The sequence below is a fragment of the Streptomyces sp. H39-C1 genome (assembly GCF_027158125.1).
In the GTDB taxonomy this organism is placed as follows: domain Bacteria; phylum Actinomycetota; class Actinomycetes; order Streptomycetales; family Streptomycetaceae; genus Actinacidiphila; species Actinacidiphila fildesensis.
Map to the genome: position 1 here is coordinate 111,863 of NZ_JAPVLS010000008.1, position 17,520 is coordinate 129,382.

General features: G+C 71.3%; 16 protein-coding genes. 7 read left to right on the plus strand and 9 right to left on the minus strand.

What is annotated here, in order from left to right:
• Positions 1–91: 91 nt before the first annotated feature.
• Positions 92–1,081, plus strand: a complete 990-nt coding sequence (locus O3W51_RS07970) for a COX15/CtaA family protein (protein ID WP_138356345.1) — start codon at positions 92–94, stop codon at positions 1,079–1,081.
• Here O3W51_RS07970 and O3W51_RS07975 read toward each other — a convergent pair.
• The 3 genes from O3W51_RS07975 to O3W51_RS07985 all read right to left on the minus strand — a co-directional run bounded on the left by O3W51_RS07975 (position 1,058) and on the right by O3W51_RS07985 (position 3,589).
• The gene (locus O3W51_RS07975; RefSeq protein ID WP_138356344.1) at positions 1,058–2,197 is read right to left on the minus strand and encodes an amidohydrolase; all 1,140 of its coding nucleotides are present in this window, start codon (positions 2,195–2,197) and stop codon (positions 1,058–1,060) included. The two genes, O3W51_RS07970 and O3W51_RS07975, sit on opposite strands and share 24 nt — an antisense overlap.
• Positions 2,198–2,260: 63 nt before the next feature.
• Entirely contained in the window at positions 2,261–2,620 is a 360-nt protein-coding gene (locus O3W51_RS07980; RefSeq protein ID WP_138356343.1) for a hypothetical protein, read from the minus strand.
• Positions 2,621–2,644: 24 nt separating this feature from the next.
• Entirely contained in the window at positions 2,645–3,589 is a 945-nt protein-coding gene (locus tag O3W51_RS07985) for a heme o synthase (RefSeq protein ID WP_138356342.1), read from the minus strand.
• Between the two features lie 397 nt (positions 3,590–3,986).
• Between O3W51_RS07985 and tkt the strand changes: the two genes are divergently transcribed.
• Genes tkt through pgl form a run of 5 tightly spaced genes read left to right on the plus strand, consistent with a single transcriptional unit; the run spans position 3,987 to position 10,623 of the window.
• Positions 3,987–6,074 carry a transketolase gene (tkt, locus tag O3W51_RS07990; RefSeq protein WP_138356341.1) on the plus strand — a complete coding sequence of 696 codons (2,088 nt, stop codon included), beginning with the start codon at positions 3,987–3,989 and terminating at the stop codon, positions 6,072–6,074.
• A gap of 35 nt (positions 6,075–6,109) precedes the next feature.
• Entirely contained in the window at positions 6,110–7,228 is a 1,119-nt protein-coding gene (tal, locus tag O3W51_RS07995) for a transaldolase (protein ID WP_138356340.1), read from the plus strand.
• Position 7,229: 1 nt separating this feature from the next.
• Positions 7,230–8,753, plus strand: coding sequence for a glucose-6-phosphate dehydrogenase (gene zwf, locus O3W51_RS08000; protein ID WP_138356339.1), 1,524 nt, complete (start codon positions 7,230–7,232; stop codon positions 8,751–8,753).
• Positions 8,750–9,844, plus strand: a complete 1,095-nt coding sequence (gene opcA, locus O3W51_RS08005; protein ID WP_138356338.1) for a glucose-6-phosphate dehydrogenase assembly protein OpcA — start codon at positions 8,750–8,752, stop codon at positions 9,842–9,844. Before zwf ends, opcA begins: the two co-directional genes overlap by 4 nt.
• A complete protein-coding gene (gene pgl, locus O3W51_RS08010; protein ID WP_138356337.1) occupies positions 9,841–10,623 on the plus strand; it encodes a 6-phosphogluconolactonase in 783 nt (260 codons plus the stop codon). Before opcA ends, pgl begins: the two co-directional genes overlap by 4 nt.
• An 81-nt stretch (positions 10,624–10,704) precedes the next feature.
• On the opposite strand, the gene pgi is transcribed toward pgl, so the two are convergent.
• From pgi to O3W51_RS08030, 4 genes are all read right to left on the minus strand, one after another.
• Positions 10,705–12,363, minus strand: a complete 1,659-nt coding sequence (pgi, locus tag O3W51_RS08015; RefSeq protein ID WP_198357177.1) for a glucose-6-phosphate isomerase — start codon at positions 12,361–12,363, stop codon at positions 10,705–10,707.
• 9 nt (positions 12,364–12,372) lie between these two features.
• Entirely contained in the window at positions 12,373–13,602 is a 1,230-nt protein-coding gene (locus O3W51_RS08020; RefSeq protein ID WP_232484794.1) for an MFS transporter, read from the minus strand.
• An 89-nt stretch (positions 13,603–13,691) separates the two neighbouring features.
• Positions 13,692–14,456 carry a sugar isomerase domain-containing protein gene (locus O3W51_RS08025; RefSeq protein WP_164296497.1) on the minus strand — a complete coding sequence of 255 codons (765 nt, stop codon included), beginning with the start codon at positions 14,454–14,456 and terminating at the stop codon, positions 13,692–13,694.
• 72 nt (positions 14,457–14,528) lie between these two features.
• Positions 14,529–15,608: an N-acetylglucosamine kinase gene (locus tag O3W51_RS08030; RefSeq protein WP_198357176.1), complete on the minus strand. Its 1,080-nt coding sequence runs from the start codon at positions 15,606–15,608 to the stop codon at positions 14,529–14,531.
• 61 nt (positions 15,609–15,669) lie between these two features.
• Between O3W51_RS08030 and O3W51_RS08035 the strand changes: the two genes are divergently transcribed.
• The gene (locus O3W51_RS08035) at positions 15,670–16,548 is read left to right on the plus strand and encodes a MurR/RpiR family transcriptional regulator (protein ID WP_138356333.1); all 879 of its coding nucleotides are present in this window, start codon (positions 15,670–15,672) and stop codon (positions 16,546–16,548) included.
• A gap of 194 nt (positions 16,549–16,742) precedes the next feature.
• Here the strand turns inward: O3W51_RS08035 and O3W51_RS08040 are convergent, their stop codons facing one another.
• On the minus strand, positions 16,743–17,078 hold the full coding sequence (locus tag O3W51_RS08040) for an RNA polymerase-binding protein RbpA (RefSeq protein ID WP_138356332.1): 336 nt from the start codon (positions 17,076–17,078) through the stop codon (positions 16,743–16,745).
• 171 nt (positions 17,079–17,249) lie between these two features.
• The gene (gene secG, locus O3W51_RS08045) at positions 17,250–17,486 is read right to left on the minus strand and encodes a preprotein translocase subunit SecG (RefSeq protein ID WP_138356331.1); all 237 of its coding nucleotides are present in this window, start codon (positions 17,484–17,486) and stop codon (positions 17,250–17,252) included.
• Positions 17,487–17,520: the final 34 nt, after the last annotated feature.

Consider the following 17,520-nt stretch of genomic DNA (forward strand, 5'->3'; position numbering starts at 1 on the left):
AGTCGCGGTTTCTCCGCTCGATGTTAAGTGTGCCGGGCGCCTCCTGACCCCCTCGTGAAAAGTTGCACAAGCTGCCGCTTACGATGGGCGCGTGCCGAAGTTGCCCGAAGTCGCCCGTAATCCGCTCGCCCGCATCGCCCGCCGCTGGACCCCGTCCCCGGTGACGGTCCAGCGGGCCTGCGCGGCCGCCCTCGCGATGGCCGTGGTCATCGTGGTGACCGGCGGCGCGGTGCGGCTGACCAGCTCGGGGCTCGGCTGCCCGACCTGGCCCAAGTGCACCGACCAGAGCCTGACGGCCACCAGCGAGATGGGCTTCCACGGCGCCATCGAGTTCACCAACCGGATGCTGACGTACGTGCTGTGCGCGGCGGTCGGCTGGGCGATCATCGCGGTGCGCTCGCAGAAGCCGTGGCGGCGCAGCCTGACCCGGCTCGGCTGGGCCCAGTTCTGGGTGGTCATGGGCAACGCGGTACTCGGCGGCATCACGGTGCTGACCGGCCTCAACCCTTATGTCGTCTCGGGGCACTTCCTGCTCTCCAGCGCGCTGATCACGGTCGCCGTGGTGACCTGGCAGCGGGCCCGCGAGGGCGACGGGGCGGCGCGCCCGCTGGTGGGCCGGCCGGTGCAGCAGCTGGCCTGGGTGCTGACCGTCGGCTGCGCGCTGCTGATCGCGGTGGGCACCGTCGTGACCGGCGCCGGGCCGCACGCGGGCGACTCCACCGAGGTGCACCGCATCCCCATCGACTGGAAGACCGTCGCGCAGCTGCACGCCGACCTCGCCTGGGTCGTGGTGGCCCTCACGCTCGCGCTGTGGTTCGTGCTGCGCGCCGTGGACGCGCCGGCCGGGCCGAAGGCCCGTACCCGGGACCTGTTCCTCGTCCTGCTGGCGCAGGGCGTCATCGGCTATGTGCAGTACTTCACGCACCTGCCGGAGGTGCTGGTCGGGCTGCACATGCTCGGCTCGGCACTGATCTGGATCGGGGTGCTGCGGGTCGCGCTGTCGATGCGCGAGCGCCCGTCGGCGCAGCCCGGCATCCCGGGCCCGGCGCAGTCCGGCTCAGCGCTCGCGTCCACGGCCTGACCCGGCGCGGTCCGCGTGCCGCTCCAGTCCGTAGACCCGCCGCGCGTTCCCCGCGACGATCATGCCCGCGACGCGCCGCGCGTCGGACGGCGTCCAGGCACCGTCGGCCACCCGGTCGGTGAGCAGCCGCTCCAGCGCCTCGCGGAAGAACCGGACCCCGGTCACGTACAGCTCGGGCAGCGCGTACGCCCCGGTCGAGAAGAGCACCTTGCCGAAGGGCGCCAGTTCCAGCGTCCCGGCCAGCGCCGGGGCCGCCGGCGCGGAGCCGATGTCCGTGTAGACGTGCGCGAACGCGGCCGCCAGCCGGGCGACCGGCCGGTGGTTCGGGAATCCCCGTAAGAGCACCACGTCGGTGCCGAGACCCGCGGTGGCGCGCAGAAAGCCGGTGAGCCGCAGCGGGTCGGCGCCCGCGGGGCCGCGGATCTGCAACGGCAGACCGGTCGCGACGGCGTTCCACACCAGATGGCGCAGCAGCACCGGATCGTCGAGCGGTTCGCCGGCCGTACGACCCGCCAGCCAGGCGCCGGCCGCGCGCCGTACCAGGCGGGCGTCGGGCGGCCCGGCCGGGAAGCCGGGCGGACAGGTGTCGGCCACCGAGAACGCGACGGCCGTCCGGGCCGCTCCGTGCACCGCCTCGGCGACATTGGTGAGGAACGCACCCGTGGTCCCCGAGGTGTCGGCGACCTGCTGCGCCAGCGGTTCCAGCCGGACGATCTCGTACGCCGCGGCGGCCGCGGCCGCGCCCAGTTCCTTGGGCGAGGTGAGGTCGGGGGCCTGTGCGGCGGGCATCGGACCGGCGGCGCCGTCCCAGGCCCCGGCTCCCACGGCGGCGTCCACCAGATGGGCGCCGATCCCGGTGCCCCGCAACAGCAGCCGGGTGGCCTCGTACGCGCCCAGCTCCCGGCGTCCTGCCAGGTAGTGCGCGGGGGTGCAGTGCGGTTCCAGTCCGAGGAGGGGCGGGCACCAGCGGCGCACGGCGAAGCCGGCGGGACTGTCGAAGAGCGTGGTGCCGGGCGCGGCGGCCCCCGTGAGGAGCGCCTCGAACGAGCCGAGGCCCAGCTCCCCGGGGACGACCCCGTGGCAGTGCGCGTCCACCCAAGGTGGCAGCTCCAGCATCACTGACTCCTCGCACCGCCGGCCGGGACCGTTTCCCATGGTCCCTAACGGGCGGGCGGGGCGTCAGGTGTTGCTGGGACCGCCGATCTGGATTCCGGCCATTCGCGACCATTCGTACGGGCCGGTGCGCACCTTGGCGGCGAATTCGCCGTCGAAGTCCTCGTGGACGGTGACTCCGGCGCGCTCGACGGCCGCGACGGCCATGGCGTACGTCGGGGCCACCAGGTCGCCCCATTCGCCGTTCTCGCCGACGAGGACGATCCGGGCGCCGATCTCACCGATGTAGGCGATGTTCGCCTCGGCGCCGCCGCCGTGGCTCTTGGCGAAGGCACCGATCTGCTTCGCCAGCCTGGCGGTGCGGCGCTCGGCGCGCGGGTCCGCCTTCGGAGTCTCTTCCACGGTGTTCTGCGCGGTCTCAGCCATGAGGCAGATGCTACCCGTCGGTAATCAGTGAAGGAAAGGATCCACGGCCACGACGACGAAGAGCAGCGACAGATAGGTGATGGACCAGTGGAACAGCCGCATCTCCTTGAGCTTCGCGCCGCTGACCCCGGCCTTCGCCCGGCTGTGGAGGCCGTGCGCCTCCTTGAGCCACATCGCGCCGAGCAGCACCGCGGCCACCGGGTACAGCCAGGAGGTCTCGCCCAGCGGCCACCACAGGGCCAGCGAGACGATCACCATGGCCCAGCTGTAGATGACGATCTGCCGCGCGACCACCAGGTTGCCGGCCACGACCGGCAGCATCGGCACGCCCACCCGCTCGTAGTCGTCCTTGACCTTCATCGACAGCGGCCAGTAGTGCGGCGGCGTCCACAGGAAGATCACCAGGAAGAGGACCAGAGCGGCCCACGAGACGGAGTTCGTGACCGCGGACCAGCCGATGAACACCGGCATGCAGCCCGCGATGCCGCCCCACACGATGTTCTGCGCGGTGCGGCGCTTGAGGCCGAGCGTGTACACGAAGACATAGAAGAGGATGGCCGTCAGCGACAGCGCCGCCGAGAGCGTGTTGACCAGGACCGCGAACCAGACGGTGGAGACCACCGAGAGCGTGATGCCGAAGATCAGCCCCTCGCGCGGCGACACCATGCCGGTGACCAGCGGACGCTGCTCGGTGCGGTGCATCAGCGCGTCGATGTCGCGGTCGATGTACATGTTGAGCGCGTTGGCACCGCCCGCCGACAGATAGCCGCCCACGACGGTCGTCAGCACCAGCCACAGATCGGGGACGCCACCCGCCGCCAGGAACATCACCGGAACGGTCGTGATGAGCAGCAGTTCGATAATGCGTGGCTTGGTCAGCGCCACGAACGCCATGACACGAGCCGCGAACGGCCGCTGTCCGGTGCTCGTCCCGATGACCCCTGCGGGTCGGGATTCGACGGCCGTCACAAACACCCCTGGAGAGGATTAAGTCCAGCAAGTCCCGGTCCCAGACGTGAAGGTCCGGTAAGTCCTTGCGCGTACCACGCCACTGTAGACGTACGGAATACTCCGCCTGCCCCGGGGGGTGACCCGTGTTGCCGCCCGTCCTTCGCCAGGTGTTCAGGAGGCGAACGCGGCCGGGCCGGGGCAGGCTGTCAGTATCCCGGCATGCCGGGAATGGCCCAGCCACGGTCCTGGTTGCCCGGAGTGCCGCCGGGAACGCTGCCCGGAGCCGCGCTCCGGGTGTCGTCCCGAGGGTCGAACGCTCGAAAAGGTGCACGCGCCTGCGGCGGTAGGCTCGACAACGCCGGGTAGGCGCCACGTCACCGGCATTTCGACATGTGGAGAGGAGCCCTGAACCAGGGTGAGCAGCAAGCCGACCACCACAGACCTTGAGTGGACCGATCTGGACAAGCGGGCCGTTGATACCGCTCGTGTCCTGGCCATGGATTCCGTGCAGAAGGTCGGCAACGGCCATCCCGGCACGGCCATGAGCCTCGCGCCCGCCGCGTACCTGTTGTTCCAGAAGCTGATGCGGCACGATCCGTCGGATCCCGACTGGACCGGCCGTGACCGCTTCGTCCTCTCGGCCGGGCACTCCAGCCTGACGCTCTACACCCAGCTCTACCTTTCCGGGTATGGCCTGGAACTGGACGATCTGAAGGCGTTCCGCACCTGGGGCAGCAAGACCCCCGGCCACCCGGAGCACGGCCACACGGTCGGCGTGGAGACCACGACCGGTCCGCTCGGCCAGGGCATCGCCAACGGCGTCGGCATGGCCATGGCGGCCCGCTACGAGCGCGGCCTGTTCGACCCGGACGCGGCGGCGGGCACCTCCCCGTTCGACCACACCATCTGGGTCATCGCCGGCGACGGCTGCCTGCAGGAGGGTGTCTCCGCCGAGGCGTCCTCGCTCGCCGGGCACCAGAAGCTCGGCAACCTCGTGCTGCTGTGGGACGACAACCACATCTCCATCGAGGGCGACACCGAGACGGCCGTCAGCGAGGACACCCTCAAGCGCTACGAGGCGTACGGCTGGCACGTCCAGCGCGTCGAGCAGCTGCCCGACGGCGACCTGGACCCGAAGGCCCTGTACAAGGCGCTGAAGGCGGCCCAGGCCGAGACCTCGCGGCCCTCGTTCATCGCGGCCCGCTCGATCATCGCCTGGCCGGCCCCGCACGCGCAGAACACCGAGGCCGCGCACGGCTCGGCGCTGGGTGACGCGGAGGTCGCCGCGACCAAGAAGGTGCTGGGCTTCGACCCGGCGAAGACCTTCGAGGTCGACGACGCGGTGCTGTCGCACGCCCGTGAGGTGGCCGACCGCGGCCGCGAGGCGCACGCCGTCTGGAACAAGCAGTTCCAGGAGTGGCGCGACGCCAACCCGGAGCGCTCGGCCGACTTCGACCGGATCGCCGCGGGCGAGCTGCCCGACGGCTGGGAGAAGGCACTGCCGTCCTTCGAGACCGGCAATAGCCTCGCGACCCGTGCCGCCTCCGGCAAGGTCCTGCAGGCGCTCGGCGCGGTCGTACCGGAGCTGTGGGGCGGCTCGGCCGACCTCGCGGGCTCCAACAACACCACGATCGACAGCGGCTCGTCCTTCCTACCGGTGGGCAACCCGCTGCCGGGCGCCGACCCGTACGGCCGCACGGTGCACTACGGCATCCGCGAGCACGCCATGGGCTCGACGATGAACGGCATCGCGCTGCACGGCAACACCCGCATCTACGGCGGCACCTTCCTGGTGTTCTCCGACTACATGCGCCCCGCCGTGCGACTGGCCGCGCTCATGCAGCTGCCCGTCACGTACGTGTGGACGCACGACTCCGTCGGCCTCGGCGAGGACGGCCCGACGCACCAGCCGGTCGAGCACCTGGCCGTGCTGCGCGCGATCCCGGGCCTGAACATCGTCCGTCCGGCCGACGCCAACGAGACGGCGATCGTCTGGCGCGAGATCCTCAAGCGCCACGACTCCAAGCCCGCTCCGCACGGCCTGGCGCTCACCCGCCAGGGTGTGCCCACGTACGCGCCGAACGAGCACGCGGCCAAGGGCGGCTACGTGCTGTTCGACTCCGAGGGCGGCCGTCCGCAGGTCATCCTCATCGCCACCGGCTCCGAGGTGCAGCTGGCCGTCGAGGCCCGCGACGCGCTGCAGGCCGACGGGATCCCGACGCGGGTCGTCTCGATGCCGTCCGTCGAGTGGTTCGAGGAGCAGGACATGGCGTACCGCGACAGCGTGCTGCTCCCGGACGTCCACGCCCGGGTCGCCGTCGAGGCCGGTATCGGCCTGACGTGGCACCGCTACATCGGCGCCCAGGGCCGGATCATCAGCCTGGAGCACTTCGGTGCCTCGGCCGATGCCAAGGTCCTCTTCCGTGAGTTCGGCTTCACCGCCGAAGCCGTCGCCAATGCCGCCCGGGAATCCCTCGACGCCGTCGACAAGGCAACCCGCTGACGACCCGCACCCGACCAGTAGGAGATGTAATTTCCATGACAGACGCACTCAAGCGCCTCTCCGACGAAGGCGTCGCGATCTGGCTGGACGACCTGTCCCGCAAGCGGATCACGTCCGGGAACCTGGCCGAGCTGATCGACCAGCAGCACGTCGTGGGCGTCACCACCAACCCGTCGATCTTCCAGAAGGCGATCGTCGGCGGCGAGGGCTACGAGAGCCAGCTCACCGACCTCGCGGTCCGCAAGGTCACGGTCGAAGAGGCCATCCGGATGGTCACCACGGCGGACGTCCGCGACGCCGCCGACATCCTGCGGCCGGTCTTCGACCGCACCGAGGGCCAGGACGGCCGGGTCTCCATCGAGGTGGACCCGCGGCTGGCGCACAGCACCGCGGCCACCATCGCCGAGGCCAAGCAGCTCGCCTGGCTCGTCGACCGGCCGAACACCCTCATCAAGATCCCGGCGACCAAGGCCGGCCTGCCGGCGATCACCGAGGTCATCGGCCGGGGCATCAGCGTGAACGTGACGCTGATCTTCTCGCTGGCCCGCTACCGCGAGGTCATGGACGCCTACCTGGCGGGGCTGGAGAAGGCCAAGGCCGCCGGCCTGGAGCTCGCGAAGATCCACTCGGTCGCGTCCTTCTTCGTCTCCCGGGTCGACTCCGAGATCGACAAGCGCCTCGACAAGCTCGGCAGCGACCAGGCGAAGGCGCTCAAGGGCAAGGCCGCGCTGGCCAACGCCCGGCTCGCCTACCAGGCGTACGAGGAGGTCTTCACCTCGGACCGCTGGAACGCGCTGGAGAAGTCGGGCGCGAACAAGCAGCGTCCGCTGTGGGCCTCGACCGGTGTCAAGGACCCGGCCTACCCGGACACGCTCTACGTGACCGAGCTGGTCGCCCCGAACACCGTCAACACCATGCCGGAAGCCACCATGGAGGCCACCGCCGACCACGGCGAGGTCACCGGCGACACCATCCGCGGCACGTACGAGCAGGCCCAGGCCGAGCTCGACGCGCTGGCGGCTCTCGGTATCTCGTACGACGACGTGGTGCAGTTGCTCGAGGACGAGGGCGTCGAGAAGTTCGAGGCCTCCTGGAACGAGCTGCTGGACTCCACCTCGGCGGTACTCAAGCGTCTGACGCCCGTGGAGGCATGAGTTGACCAGCAGCAATCCGCTGCGTGACGCACAGGACCGGCGGCTCCCGCGTATCGCGGGGCCGTCCGGCCTGGTCATTTTCGGCGTCACGGGCGATTTGTCCCGTAAAAAGTTGATGCCTGCCGTGTACGACCTCGCCAACCGCGGTCTGCTGCCACCGGGCTTCGCGCTCATCGGCTTCGCCCGCCGGAGCTGGGAGGACGAGGACTTCGCCCAGGAGGTCCACGACGCGGTCAAGGAGCACGCCCGCACCCCCTTCCGCGAGGAGGTCTGGCAGCAGCTCGCCGAAGGCTGCCGCTTCGTTCAGGGCGAGTTCGACGACGACACCGCCTTCGAGAAGCTGAAGTCGACGATCGACGAGCTCGACAAGGCGCGCGGCACCGGCGGCAACTTCGCCTTCTACCTCTCCGTACCGCCGAAGTTCTTCCCCAACGTCGTGCAGCAGCTCAAGAAGCACGGCCTGTCCGAGGGACAGGGCGAGTCCTGGCGGCGCGCGGTCATCGAGAAGCCGTTCGGCCACAACCTGGAGAGCGCGCAGGAGCTCAACCAGCTGGTGCACGACGTCTTCCCGCCCAACGAGGTCTTCAGGATCGACCACTACCTGGGCAAGGAGACCGTCCAGAACATCCTGGCGCTGCGCTTCGCCAACACGATGTTCGAGCCGATCTGGAACCGGTCGTACGTCGACCATGTCCAGATCACGATGGCCGAGGACATCGGCATCGGCGGCCGGGCCGGGTACTACGACGGCATCGGCGCGGCCCGTGACGTCATCCAGAACCACCTGCTGCAGCTGCTCGCGCTGACGGCGATGGAGGAGCCCGGCTCCTTCCACCCGAAGGCCCTGGTCGCCGAGAAGCTCAAGGTGCTCGGCGCCGTGGAGCTGCCCAAGGACCTGGGCGCGCACACGGTACGCGGCCAGTACGCGCACGCCTGGCAGGGCGGCGAGGAGGTCGTGGGGTACCTGGAGGAAGACGGCATCGACCCCAGGTCGAAGACCGACACCTTCGCGGCGGTCAAGCTGGAGATCAACAACCGCCGCTGGGCCGGGGTCCCCTTCTACCTGCGCACCGGCAAGCGGCTCGGCCGCCGGGTCACCGAGATCGCGGTGGTCTTCAAGCGGGCCCCGTATCTGCCCTTCGAAGCCGGATCCACCGAGGAGCTGGGGCAGAACGCCCTGGTCATCCGGGTGCAGCCGGACGAGGGCGTGACGGTGCGCTTCGGCTCGAAGGTGCCCGGCACCTCGATGGAGGTCCGGGACGTGACGATGGACTTCGCCTACGGCGAGTCCTTCACCGAGTCCAGCCCCGAGGCGTACGAGCGGCTCATCCTCGATGTGCTGCTCGGCGATGCCAACCTCTTCCCCCGCCACCAGGAGGTCGAGCTGTCCTGGAACATCCTCGACCCGATCGAGAAGTACTGGGACACGCACGGCAAGCCCGCCCAGTACGCCTCGGGCACCTGGGGACCGGCGGAGGCCGACGAGATGCTCGCACGAGACGGTAGGAGCTGGCGCCGGCCATGAGGATCGATCTGACGGACACCACGTCGTCCCGAATCAACGCCGGGCTCATCGAGGCCCGCCGCGCCATCGGCACTCCGGCCGTCGGCATGGTGCTCACCCTGGTCATCGTCACCGACGAGGGCAGCGCCTACGACGCCCTCAAGGCGGCCAGTGACGCGTCGCGGGAGCACCCGTCCCGGATCCTGGCCGTCATCAAGCGGCCCGGCCGTTCACCGCGCGACCGCGCGATGGCGCGGCTGGACGCCGAGGTGCTGGTCGGCTCCGACTCGGGCACCGGTGAGACCGTCGTGCTGCGCATGCACGGCGAGCTCGCCAACCACGCCGAGTCCGTGGTGCTGCCGCTGCTGCTGCCGGACGCCCCGGTGGTGGTGTGGTGGCCGGAGGAGTCGCCGGACAAGCCCGCCGAGGACCCGCTGGGACGGCTCGCGCAGCGCCGGATCACGGACGCCGCGGCGGCCGAGGACCCGGTGATCGCGCTCGGCGAGCGCGCCGCGGCGTACGCGCCCGGCGACACCGACCTGGCGTGGACCCGGATCACGCCGTGGCGCAGCATGCTGGCCGCGGCTCTGGACCAGAAGCACTCCAGGATCGCCTCCGCGACCGTGGAGGGCGAGGCCTACAACCCGAGCACCGAACTGCTCGCGCTGTGGCTCGCCGACCGGCTGAAGATCTCGGTGGAGCGCAAGGTCTCCGACGGACCCGGTATCACCGGGGTCCAGCTGGTCACCGCCGACGGCGAGATCCGGCTGGACCGGGCCGACGGCCTGCTGGCCGAGCTGGCCATGCCGGGGCAGCCGGACCGTCATGTGGCGCTCAAGCGGCGCGAGACCTCGGAGCTGATCGCCGAGGAGCTGCGGCGGCTGGACCCGGACGACATCTACCGGTCGACGGTGAAGTTCGGGGTCGGCCGGCTGACCGACTCCGGTCCGCAGGACTCGGAGGAGCCCGTCGGGACGATCGAGGTGATCACCCCGGCCAAGGACGCCAAGCCGGCCGGGACCGCCGCGGCCAAGTCGGCGGCCAAGGCTCCCGCCAAGAAGGCCGCGCCGGCGAAGAAGGCGGCGACGGGCAAGCGGACGAGCTCCACATGAGCACCCCGCAGGTCGTCGTCCACCGCGACAAGGAGCTGATGGCGAAGGCCGCGGCGGCCCGGCTGATCACGAAGATCGTGGACGCCCAGGCCGCCCGCGGCTCCGCCTCGGTGGTGCTGACGGGCGGGCGCAACGGCAACGCGCTGCTCGCCGCCCTGGCCGGGTCCCCGGCGCGGGACGCGGTGGACTGGGCGCGGCTGGACCTGTGGTGGGGCGACGAGCGGTTCGAACGGGAGGGTGATCCCGAGCGCAATGTCACCCAGGCCCGGGAGATCCTGCTCGACTCGGTGCCGGTCGATCCGGCGCGGGTGCACGCCATGCCCGCGTCCGACGGTACCCACGGCCGTGACGTCGACGCCGCGGCGGCCGGCTACGCGGCCGAGCTCGCCAGGGCGTCCGGGCCGGAGGACCACGGCCCGGTGCCGACGTTCGACGTGCTGATGCTGGGGGTGGGACCCGACACGCATGTCGCGTCGCTCTTCCCCGAGCACCCGGCGGTGCGGGAGACGGAGCGGACGGTGGTGGGGGTGCACGGAGCGCCCAAGCCGCCGCCGACCCGGATCTCGCTGACCCTTCCGGCGATCCGCTCGGCGCGCGAGGTGTGGCTGCTCGCGGCGGGCGAGGACAAGGCCAACGCGGTCGCGATGGCGTTGTCCGGCGCGGGCGAGATCCAGGCGCCGGCGGCCGGAGCACGCGGCCGCCGCCGCACGCTGTGGCTGCTGGACCGGACCGCGGCGGCGAAGCTGCCACCGCAGCTGTACCCGCCGTCTTCGGCCTAGCGGTCTCTCGGGCGTGGCGGACGGCCGCCCGCCGGGCTGGACCTCAGCCCGGCCGGCGGCCGTTCGGCTTTCAGCAGCCGTTCAGCGGCCGCGCAGTTCCCGGTAGCGCCGGACCAGCGCCTCCGTGGACCCGTCCAGGCCGGGAATGGTCGCGCCCTGGCTGAGCGCGGGCTCGATCCGCTTGGCGAGCACCTTGCCCAGCTCGACTCCCCACTGGTCGAAGGAGTCGATGTTCCACACCGCGCCCTGGACGAACACCTTGTGCTCGTAGAGCGCGATCAGCTGGCCGAGCACCGACGGGCTGAGCTCGGTGGCCAGGATGGTGGTCGTCGGGTGGTTGCCGCGGAACGTCTTGTGCGGCACCAGTTCGGCGGGCACGCCCTCCGCGGCGACCTCTTCCGGTGTCTTGCCGAAGGCCAGCGCCTGGGTCTGCGCGAAGAAGTTGGCCATCAGCAGGTCGTGCTGGTCCGCGAGCGGGCCGAGTTCGCCGATGGGATTGGCGAAGCCGATGAAGTCCGCCGGGATGACCTTGGTGCCCTGGTGCAGCAGCTGGTAGTAGGCGTGCTGGCCGTTGGTGCCCGGGGTGCCCCAGACCACCGGACCGGTCTGCCACGCCACCGGATTGCCCTGCCGGTCCACGGACTTGCCGTTGGACTCCATGTCCAGCTGCTGCAGATACGCGGTGAACCGCGACAGGTAGTGGCTGTACGGGAGGACCGCGTGCGACTGCGCGTCGTGGAAACCGCCGTACCAGACGCCCAACAGGCCGAGCAGCAGCGGGACGTTCTCCTCCGGCGGGGCGTAGCGGAAGTGCTCGTCCACGAGGTGGAAGCCGGCCAGCATCTCGCGGAAGTGGTCCGGGCCGATGGCGAGCATCAGCGAGAGGCCGATCGCCGAGTCGAAGGAGTACCGGCCGCCGACCCAGTCCCAGAACTCGAACATGTTGGCCGGGTCGATGCCGAACTCGGTGACCTTCTCCGCGTTCGTGGACAGCGCGACGAAGTGCTTGGCGACGGCCGAGGTGTCGGCGTTCAGGCCGGTCAGCAGCCAGTTGCGGGCGGAGGTGGCGTTGGTGATGGTCTCGATGGTGGTGAACGTCTTCGAGGCGATGACGAAGAGCGTCTCGGCCGGGTCCAGGTCCCGCAGCGCCTCGTGCAGGTCCGCGCCGTCGACGTTGGACACGAAACGGAGCGTCAGCCCGCGGTCGGCGTACGGGCGCAGCACCTCGTACGCCATCGCCGGGCCCAGGTCGGAGCCGCCGATGCCGATGTTGACGATGTTGGTGATGCGCTTGCCGGTGTGGCCGGTCCACTCGCCGGAGCGGATCCGGTCGGTGAAGACGGACATCTTGCTGAGGACGGCGTGAACGGCGGGCACGACGTCATGGCCGTCGACCTGGATGACGGAGGAGCGCGGTGCGCGCAGCGCGGTGTGCAGCACCGCGCGGTCCTCGGTGACGTTGATCCGCTCGCCGCGGAACATCGCGTCGCGCAGTTCGGCCACGCCGCTCGACGCCGCCAACTCACGCAGCAGCCGCAGGGTCTCGTCGGTCACCAGGTGCTTGGAGTAGTCCAGGTGCAGATCACCGACCTGCAGGGAGTACCGGTCGGCGCGCTGCGGATCCTGGTCGAACAGTTCGCGCAGCCGCACCTCCCCCAGCTCTTCGCGGTGTTTGCCCAGGGCGTGCCATTCGGGCAGCTGGTCGAGCCGGGCACGGCCGTGCGTATTGGTGTCGGACATGGGTCCAAACTAATTGATGACGGCCGGTAGGAGCGCGATCACCCCGCAGGCGAAGAGCGCGGCGGCGGCCAGCGCCGGGGTGTTCAGTCCCCACGCCGTCGCCACCGCGCCGCCGAGCAGGGCGCCGAGCGGGGCCCCGGCGGTCGACAGGGTGCGGTTGGCGGCGCTGACCCGGCCCAGCAGGGCGGCGGGCGTCCGCTCCTGCATGAGGGTGACCTCGTTGACGTTCCACAGCATCCCCATGGCGCCGAAGAGCGCCAGGACGACGACCGCGACGGGCAGCGACCGTACGGTGCCGAGCACGATCAGGGCGCAGCTCTGCAGCACCAGGCCGGCCACCAGCGCTCTGGTCCTGCCCAGGAGTTCGGAGATCCGGCCGGCCGCCAGACCGCCGGCCACGCTGCCGGCGCCGTAGGCGGTGAGCACGGCCGCGTACCCGGAGTGCCCGGCGTGCAGCCACCCGGTGACGTGCAGGACCAGGGTGGCGATGAGCGCGCCCATCCCGATGTTGACGACGGTGTTGGCCGTGCAGAGCGACCGCAGGACCCGGTCCCCCCACAGCACCCGGATGCCCTCGGCGATGTCCTGCCGCAACGTCCGGCCCGGCGGGCGCGGGGCGCGCTCGCGCGGGGCCGTGCGTATCGAGGCGACCAGCGCCGCGGCGAGCAGATACGTCGCCGCGTCGACCGCGAACGGCAGTCCGGCGGAGAGCCCGATCAGCAGGGGCACCAGGGGTGCGCCGAGAAAGGTGCCCGCGATGGTCTGCCCGGTCATCAGGCGCGCGTTGGCGCGGCCGAGGGAGGCGGTGGGGACGACCGTCGGCAGCAGCGCGGTCGCGGCGTTGTCGAAGAGGGTCTGCAGCGTCGTCAGGACGAAGGCCGGCACCAGCAGCAGGGCGATGCTCACCTCGTCCAGCCACACGGCGAGCGCGAAGCAGGCCATCAGCGCGCAGCGCACCGCGTCGACCGCCCACATGGCGCGCCGCTGGTCCACGCGGTCGGCGATCGCGCCGCCGAGCAGGCCGAACAGGATCCAGGGCAGGAATCCGGCCGCCGTGACCAGCGAGACGAGCAGCGGGGAGTCGGTGAGCCCGACCGCGAGCAACGGCAGTGCGGCGGTGCGCAGTCCGTCCCCCAGCCGCGAGACCACCGCGGCGCTCCACAGCCGGCCGAAGCCGCCGCGCCAGGACGGCACGGCGCTCTCCACGGCCGGCCGCAGATCGCTGTCGTTCGCGGTCAAAGCTCCCCCTCGGGCCAGGATGTGATCAGTCCTGGCACCGTAGCGGCGGCCACTGACAACGCCCGTGGCACCGGTGGGAAGAGCCGCGTTCAGAAACCGCCGCGGTGCAGCCGGCCCTCGTAGCGGGCCTCCAGGACGGCGTTGCGCTCGAATCCGCCGGGCAGGTTGGCCGAGATGTAGACCGGCGGTTCGTGCCCCTCGGCGGTCAGGATGCCGACCGCCTCGGCGACGACCATCTGGACGAGCAGCGCGGAAGTGATGGTGGAGACCCCGCAGAGCGCGCCGCCGTCCGGCATCGGCAGCAGGGCGTCGCCGGCCGGCGCGCAGTTGTCGAGTACGGCGTCGGCGAGGTCGGCGAGCCGCTTTCCGCTGCTGTGGAGCGCGGGCACCGCATGGGTGTGCTCCAGGGAGGTGAGGGCGATCAGCCGGTGCCCGGACTCCTTGACCTGGAGGGCCATGTCGACGATGGAGTTGTTGACGCCGGAGTTGGAGATGATCACGAAGAGGTCCTGCGGCTGCGGGGTGGCCAGCTCGTAGAGCCGTTTGGCCAGGCCCGGGGAGCGTTCCAGTAGCGGGTCGGCGAGTACGGAGCGGTCCTCGCCGCCGCGCAGCACCAGGTCGGAGAGGCCGATGCGGCTGGTCGGGACGAGGCCGCCGGCCCGGCCGGCGATCTCCAGCGCGGTGGCCTGCGAGTGACCGGTGCCGAAGGCGTGGACGACACCGTTGGCGGCGACGCTGTCGGCGATGAGGCGGGCCGCGGCGGCGACGGAGTCGGTGTTGGCTCCGATCGCCCGCTCGACGGCGGCGCGGCCGTGCTCGGCGAACCGGGCGGCGCTGAGCTGTGGTTCGGCCATGGCCGACACCCTCCTTGGTTGAATGAACCATCATTCCGACGAGTCATTGAAACAATGAACCGACTATCGTGGTCACGTCAAGAGCCTCGCCAGCGCCACCGCGCCCGCACCGCCGTCCGGCACCGGGACGACCCGCAGCCCCATCGCCAGCGCACGCCGCGACAGCCTGTCCAGCAGCGGCCCGGCCGGAGCCAGCAGACCGCCGGTGACCACCAGCGGCTCGCCCGCCACGGGACGCAACGCGGCGACGGTCCTGCCGAGTTCGGCGGCCGCCGCGTCGAGCAGTTCCCCGGCGACCTGGTCGCCGGCCCGGTCGGCGGCGACGACCAGCGGGCTCAGCGCCGCCAGCCGCACCGGCGGCCGCGCGTACACCAGGGGCACGATCAGATCCCGCAGCTCCCCCAGGCGCTGCCGGTCCGTCTGCTCCACCGACCCGGGGAGGCCCGCCGGATCGCCACCGGACGCCAGGTAGTGCGCCGCCACCGCGCCGACCAGCGAGGTCCAGGGCCCGCGCCCGGTCAACGCCCGCAGCGCCGCCCTGACGGCCTCCCGGCCCAGCCAGAAGCCGCCGCCCTCGTCACCGAGCAGCCATCCGTCACCGTCCACCGTCAGCACCTGCCGGCGCCCGGTGATGCGTGCCGACGCGGCGCCGGTCCCCGCGATGAGCAGCAGCCCGTCGGCGGGCATGCCCGGCGCGGAGGCGAAGGCGATCTCGATGTCGCCGCGGACCGCCACCTTCGCGGCGTCGATACCGGTCTCGGCGAGCGCCGCCCGGAGGCAGGACAGCGCGAGGCCGTGGCCGGTGTCGGGACCGGTGTCCGGGGCGGCGCCCGCGAAGCCGCCCAGCACGGCGGCGACCGAGCCGCGCAGCTCCGCCGGGACCGCGGCGCCGAGCGCGGCGGCCAGGTGCCGGGTCAGCTCCGGCTGCGGCACGCTCATCGCGTTGCCGGGACCGCCGGCGCCCTCGCCGATCACCCCGCCGACGACGCCGGCCTCGTCCGCCGCCGTCGCCCCGGCCCCGGCCGTCGCCCCGGCCAGATAGGCGCGGATCCGGGTCCCGCCCGCGTCGATGCCGACCACCAGCGACCGGCCGGCCGGCGCGGACCGGCGGTCGTCGTCACCGCGATGGGTTCGGTTGTGAATTTCATTCATCACACCGCATGGTGATTGATAGATTCACTGACCGACAAGACCCCAGCCGAGACGAGTCGTCATGGTCATCGCCCTGATCCGCTCCGAACTCCCCCGCATGTCCGATTCCTTGCGCAAGGTGGGCGAGCTGGTGCTGGCGGATCCGGTGGCGGCCACCCGTGGCTCCGCGGCCGAACTGGGCCGCCGTACGGGCACGTCGCAGGCCACCGTCACGCGTTTCTGCCATGCGCTGGGCCTGGACTCCTACCAGCATCTGCTGATCGAGCTGGCGCAGGAGCAGGGCCGCAGCCAGGGCGGCGACGGCGAGGGGCCGCTCAGTCCGGTGCTGGGCCCGGACATCGGGCCCGACGACGATCTCGACCATGTCGTCGCGGTGGTCGCCCAGGCCGATCTGCGGGCCCTGCGGCACACCGTCGACAAGCTGGACCGGGAGAGCCTGGAACGGGCCGCCCAGGCGCTCGCCAAGGCCCGCCGGATCGATGTGTACGGGGTCGGCGGCTCCGGGATCGCCGCGCGGGAGGCCGAGGCCCGGCTGTTCGGCATCGGCTGCGCCGCCCGCGGCTGGACCGAGGTGCACGCGGCGGAGACCTCCGCGGCACTGCTGACGCCCTCCGACGTGGCCGTGGCGATCTCGCACTCCGGCACGACGCGCGAGGCCCTGGACCCGCTGCGGCTGGCCGCGGAGCGCGGCGCGACGACGGTGGCCGTCACCAGCGATCCGCGCTCGCCGATCGCCCAGGCCGCCGACATCCGGCTCACCTCGGCCTCGGCGGAGACCAGCTTCCGGCGCGGCGGCTACGGCACCCGGCACTCCGTCCTGCTGATCATCGACTGCCTGTCGGCCCGGGTCGCCCAGCTCACCTACGAGCGGGCCACCGCGGCAGTCGCGCTGACCGCCCACATCGCCGACAGCCACACCGCCCGCGCCCGCCGCCGCTGACCCGGCACGACCACCGGCACGGACGGCCGCCCGGGACCGGCAGAGGGGAGAAAAATACCCCCGTTCGCCGGGTGACCCCCGGCCTCAGTCGTGGGGCGAGCTGGAAAGGTCCAGCTCGGCCCACGACTGAGGCCATGGTCGGGCCCGCCCGGCGAACAGGGGCGATATCCGCGTGCCGTACGCGAGAAGACCTCTCAGATCTCGCCGCGGAGCTTCGCGAGGGCCTCGGCGAGGATCGCCTCGCCGTCGGCCGCGCTGCGCCGCTCCCGCACATAGGCCAGGTGCGTCTTGTACGGCTCGGTCCGCGGCGGCGCCGGCGGGTTCTCCTCGTCCTGCCCGGCCGGGAAACCACAGCGCGGGCAGTCCCAGGACTCCGGGATCTGCGCGTCGCTGGCGAAACTCGGCTGGGTCTCGTGCCCGTTCGAGCACCAGAAGGAGATGCGGAGGCGTGGCGCGGACTCGCCGCGCTCGGCCTCTCCCATCGGCCCCGCTCCGACCCGACTGCCACGGATCGCGTTGCCACTTGCCACGGTCGTAACTCCCTGCGTGATGGTGCTGCGAGGTCGCCCAGTTTACGGAGACCTTACGTGCCGTCCAGTGGCAGGTGGTGTACCCGGCCCCGTAGGACGCCCTCCCATGATAAGCCGCGTTTGCGACGAGGCGTCAGTTCTCCCTGGACTCACGGGAGTACGCCGCGGGCGCTACTTCTGGAACTTGAGCACCAGACCAAGTACGACAATGCACGTAAACCACAACAGACCGATCACCACGGTGATCCGGTCGAGGTTGCGCTCGGCCACCGAGGAGCCGCCGACGGAGGACTGCATGCCACCACCGAACATGTCCGAGAGGCCGCCGCCCTTCCCCTTGTGCATCAGCACCAGCAGCAGAAGCAGCAGGCTGAAGATGATGAGGGCGATGGAGAACCCGACTACCACGGCTGGACCAACTCTCTCGACTACAAATGGACGG